Raw genomic sequence first — 5,915 nt, 5'->3', positions numbered from 1 at the left:
CCGTTCCAATATTTTAGGTCGTTTCCATCAATGGGAAAAGTGCTGTGTTTTTGTTGACCGATAAGACCAAGAGCAGCAAAGAGGCTTTGCTCCGTTGATATTATATTTTGTCGTTCGTGATGATGTTTTTGATCATTTAACTGATAATAGGATTCTTGATGATCTTGATAGATTGTGAGATCAAAGTCATTATTGTCAAGTTGTTTGAGTTGTTCAGACAAAGACCCATTTTGCGCATCAAGGATCATACGTGCTGAGGCAAGAAGCGTTTTAAAACTCTGTTCACTCATTTGATCTCGTCGAATCGTGAAAATATGTTGGCGTTCGTCCGTATCATGCGTGCGATGGCGATAAGTTTCGCATACCCATTCAATGGCATGTTGTGTATTTTGTATGTAGGAAAATGCTTGTTCATTGAGAATAACCAGATCCACAATAAGTCCACGCATACGCCAATATTCATGTGCTTTAAGAAGTTCACGCAGGACAGAAATATCTCCCTCATTATCTAACCGGAGAAGACAGAGTGGAATATCTCCTGAAATGGACATGGGCCAAAGATCAGATTGTTTACCAAGATTGTTTGCTAAATTTTTTGGAGAAAGACGCCATGTTCTCTCAGGATAGATAAGTGGTGTTGCATATTTTTGATAAGCCATAGCTTCTTTAAGGCTGATACCACTTTGATAGAGCGAGACTTGTGAGCGTGTCCATGCCATTGAAAATTCTTGCTGAAATATGTTTGGTTGCTGATAATGTTTAATAGCATTATGCAATGTTTCTTTGGTATGGGCAGCAAAAGTCCAAAAAATGAGTTCAACTTTTTCATGTGCTGGAATTTTTACACGGCATCGCAGTGAAATGATGGGGTCAAGAACACAACCTTGACTGTTACTAAAACGCGCATTTTTGTCAAATGCAGCAGGTCGATGAATGGATCGCCCCCGACCAATAAACAGCGACCGATCTGTTTCAGCTTCTGTTTCTTGTATACTATCACCAGTAACAAAATGGGCAATATGGATTTCAGAGTCACTGGGAGAGCGTTTGCGCCTTTTGGCAAAAATTGTTGTATTTCCTTTAGCAATTTCTGTTTCTATAAACATACGTGAAAAAGCGGGATGAGCCTGGTCTGCATCCATTGTTGCGAGAGCAAGTTCACCATAAGAGGTCACTTCAATGAGTCGGTCTTTGCTTGTTGTATTGATAAGTTGAATACGTCTGCCTTCACCGCAGCTTTCAGATGTAATAAGACATTCAAGTGTTGATTTGATGCCATCAACTATTTTTGTGTATTCAGCTTTTTCATCGGTAAAAATGCAGACTGCTTCTTCTTCAACAACGCGTGTTGGTTCGCTGGTTACAGACCACCAACGGCCACTATCTGTATCACGGAGAAAGAATAAAGTTCCTTGTTGATCTTCTGTTGCATCGGGAAGAAAGCGCGTAATCGCATAATCATGCCAACGGCTGTAACCAGAACCATTGGCTGTCAACATTGTAGAATAGGAACCGTTGGATAATAGCAAAGTTGCACGTGGTTTAAGCAGTGGGTTCTTTATAATGCGCAAAGGAGCACCGTCGAATTCTTGATAATTATGGCGCATGCGATGAATCACTTTGCTATGAATGATGGGAATTTGATGCGGCGCTCTTTCTTGTAATAAAAATTGAATTGCTTCAATGATTGGATCACGGTGAAAGCGATCACGCATCCGTCCTTGAAAAATAACATTATTGATAGCAAGAATGGACATGCCATGATGGTGCGCGTAATAATTGCGTACCACAGCATATTTCTCTCCTGTTTTTAGGCGCGCGGGGGTAAAGTCAAGAGAATCATAATAACCATATGTTCCTAAAGCTCCAAGACTACGTAAATATTTTAAATTGGTTACGGTTTGGTCAGGGACATATTGTGCTGCTAAAAGACTGGCATAGGGAGCAATAACAGTATTGCGTGAGAGACCACGTTGGAGCCCGAGGCTTGGAACACCAAAATGAGCATATTGATAATTCATTAAGTGATCACGAGCGTTAAATGCAGCTTCTGAAATTCCCCAAGGCAATCCTCGTTTATGGGCGTATTGTATTTGATGATGAATAATCAGTCGATTGGTTTGATCGAGGAGAGATCCCAAAGGTTCGTGCATAACAAGGGATGGCATGAGATATTCGAACATAGAGCCAGACCATGATAACAGTGCACCTTTCCAACCAATGGGGATAAGGAGTCGGCCAAGATGAAACCAATGTTTTACTTTTATATCGCCTTTTGCGATAGCAAAAAGACTTGCAAGGCGTGCTTCTGAAGCGAGTAGGTCATAACAATTTTCATCGAGTTTGTTTTCTTGAACACGATATCCAATGGACAAAAGATGCCGTTCAGGTTGCTCTAAAAAGTCGAATTTCATATCAAAGGCGATTTGCCTCGCTTCTATAGCCAAGCTATTCAATTTTTTATATAATTTTTCACTATCATAATCACGAGTAGTATCATGGTGATGCGCTTCACAGGTTTCTACAAGATATTTTGCCCAAGAGAGTGCTTGAGTAGATTTTATCGTTTGAATTTTTTGATGAAGTTCCTCTATTAAGTACACAAGATCACGAGCAATAAGTGACAGTTCTGTCAATTGAGAAGTGATGGTGTTTGGGGTTTTTATAACAGCATTCATACAGTGATCAAAATGAGCAATCTGCTCTTCTATTTTTTGACGTAAGGAATGCAAAATGGGTTGATCATCCAGAATTTCTTTAACAGTTTCTTCCAAAAGAGCATGAACATCACACAAACCTGCTTGATCACTTTGAAGAAAAATATCAGGTTTTTCAGCCCATTCCCTTAAGGCTGAAGCAAGGGTTAGCAGATGGCCAGCAAGATTTCCTGAATCAACAGTTGACACATAAGTGGGTAAGAGAGGTTTGAGTGTATCTGTTTCATACCAGTTATAAAGATGTCCGCGGAATTTTTCCATTTTTGCAAGAGAGTTTAATGTACATTCAATGCGGGTTATGGTTTCTTGACAACTAATCCAGCCAAAGTCACGTGCAGCAATAACAGAAAGCAGATAAAGCCCAATATTGGTAGGGGATGTGCGTTGTGCAATCAGAGGTTTGGGATCTTCTTGAAAATTATCGGGGGGTAAATAATTGCTTTTCGCATTGACGAAGGTTGCATAATAAAGCCATGTCTGTCGTGCAATAGACCGTAGCATTTTTTTATCTTCAGGAGAGCTATGAAGGGTGTCTTGAAATGTTGAAGGTTGACTGACCCACCACGCAATAAAGGGTGAAAAAAACCATGCAAATCCAAACGGCAAGGCAATAAAGCTTGCAAAATTATGAGAAAAGAGAGGCAGTGCTATGGCAAGAATACCCATAAGCGCTGCTGGCCACATGGCAAAGATATAGAAACCAAGACTATTGGGAGTAGATTTTGTTGCGGCAGAAGTTTTCCATTCAAGCAAGTGCTGTTTTGAAATCATCATGCGGTAGAGTGCGCGGATAATCGCATCAGTTATAAAATAAGCAGAATGAGCAAGAAATGTGATTTTAAGAAATATATATGCCTTTATAAGGATAGTTTTATGCAAAACTAATTGAAAATACCCACGCAAAGAATAATCAATATTGGATGGAACAAGTGTTTGTAATACCCCCAAAATTGGCGAAATGAAGAGACTGAGTAGCAAAAATATTTGCCAGATGACTGCGCTCTTTAAGGGTAAAAGCAACCATCCTGAAAAGGCGGCAATGAGCCACATAAGTGGTGTAAGAGAACGACGCAGATTATCTTGCATTTTCCAACGTGTCGTAGCACTAATTTGACGAGGGAAGAAGAGATAAGGGAGGAGTTGCCAATCCCCACGAATCCAACGGTGATAACGCGCAACATCCACATTATAAGCTGTTGGATAATCCTCAATGACCTCTACATCACTTACCAATGCAGTACGTGCATATCCTCCTTCTAAAAGGTCATGACTGAGAACAGTATTTTCTTTAATTTTTCCATTGAGTGCTTGTTGAAAGGCATCAATATGATAAAGACCTTTGCCAATAAAAGTCCCTTCTCCCAAAAGATCTTGATAGGTATCAGAAACAGCAAAGACATAAGGATCAATACCGCGATTGGTAGAAAAAACCCGTTGCAACATTGATGTTTCTTTTCCTGTAGTAAGAGAAGGAGTAATACGGGGTTGTAAAATGCTATAGCCTTTTACAACTTTCTCATTGCGTGGATCAAAAATGGGGTGGTTGAGGGGATGGTTAAGTTTCCCAACGAGTTTTGTAACACATTCAGGTGTCAGTCGTGTATCGGCATCCAGCGTCATAACAAAGCGGCAATCCCTGGGAATATGCTGATTTGGGGGATAAAAGCTTGTTTTTTTATTACCCCTTAATAACAGATTGAGTTCATGAAGCTTGCCACGCTTGCGCTCCCATCCCATCCAGCATTTTTCATTAGGGTTATAAAGGCGCCGACGGTGTAAAAGGAAAAAAAGAGGGATATCATCACGCCGATAACGGCAATTCAGTTTATCGATACTTTTTTGCGCATAATGCAACAAGTCAAGATCATCTTGTGTTTGCTCGAAGGGAGAGTCTACCCAATCTGTGATAAGTGCAAAATGGACGGCGCCTTTAGGATTGGAAAGATAGTGCACTTCAAGATTGTGCACTTGCTCATCAATAGAGTCGCGTGAGGTGATTAAAGTAGGCACAACAACCATTGTGCGTGCATATTCCGGAATACCCTCTTTATATTCATAACCAATGAGTTGTTTTGAGGGAATAATCCATGAAACAACAGTATTGAAAAAGGCAAAAGCAGCATCCATAGCAGGAAACAATGCTAAGGCAGTGAAAAGAAGAGAGATCCACTGCGTTGAGGATGTTTGTAAAAGAGCGTAGATTGCAAGCAAAAGAATAAGCGTGAGACAAGAAACAGGAATAGCAATATTGCTTATCTTTGAGCAGCGGAAAAATCGTCCCCATTTTATAAGCAAAGGTGGGGTATAGCCACATGCTTTTTCAAAACGATGTCGCCCATCACCAACAAGATACCAGCCAACAGAAGAGTAAAGAGCTGTATCTTCAGAAGGAGAATGTACTATTTCTACAGCTTTATGTGCAACTTCTTGTTCACTAAGAGGCGAAAAGCGTGCAATTTTTTCGATGACTTGTCGATAAATATTGCGTGAGTGGGCATCAATTTCGGAAAAATCGCTCGTTTCATATAAAATAGAGTCTACAGAACTAACAGTTTCGAACCATACTGTCCAATCAACATCACCAAGTGCTTTAAGAGTACGAATAATATTGCCCATGGTTACACCATCTGCTGCTTGGCGTGTATGTTCATCGGTTGTGGCAATTTCTAGACTGCTACCTTGGCTTTGTAATTGCTGTTCCAGCCAATTTAATGCGGTTGTTGAATCGACAGATGCACTGCGTAGACGATAAAATAAATGTGCTGAAAAGCTTGGATAAGCGGTGAATGGTGCATAACGTGTGAGAAGAGTATGTAATTTTGTTGCATTATCAGTGAGGGCAATTTTATCTGCAACTTGGTGGGCAAGATGGCGCATAGAGCGTGTTTGTTCAATACGCAGTGCAAGACGACGGACATTTTCAATGAGCAACATCTGTAGAACAGAAGGAAGCGCCCATAATTCACCAATTTTGAGAGCACAAATTTCTTGGAATCCATTGATCATAGCCGTGAGTGTTTTTTGTGAAAATCTGCTATCGGTATGGGCAATATAAAGCCAAGCTAAAGCAAAGATACGTGGTATGTCTTCCTTTTGTTTATAAAGAGGAAGCTGTTTGATACAGGATTTAGATAAGTTACGGCGTAGCTGTTGTATTGTTTGGTCAATGGTGTAGTGATTATCAAGGAGCCATTGAGC

Annotated in this window: 1 protein-coding gene; it reads right to left on the bottom strand. The window is 40.4% G+C overall.

What is annotated here, in order from left to right; all coding sequences use genetic code 11:
* Positions 1 to 5,915, bottom strand: a 5,915-nt coding sequence (locus FS875_RS08680) for a glucoamylase family protein (RefSeq protein ID WP_144755721.1), incomplete at both ends; no start/stop codon positions are given.

The organism is Bartonella saheliensis (genome assembly GCF_902162175.1).
Note: the sequence above shows the minus strand (reverse complement) of the source record. Positions and strands in the feature narration are given on the sequence as shown.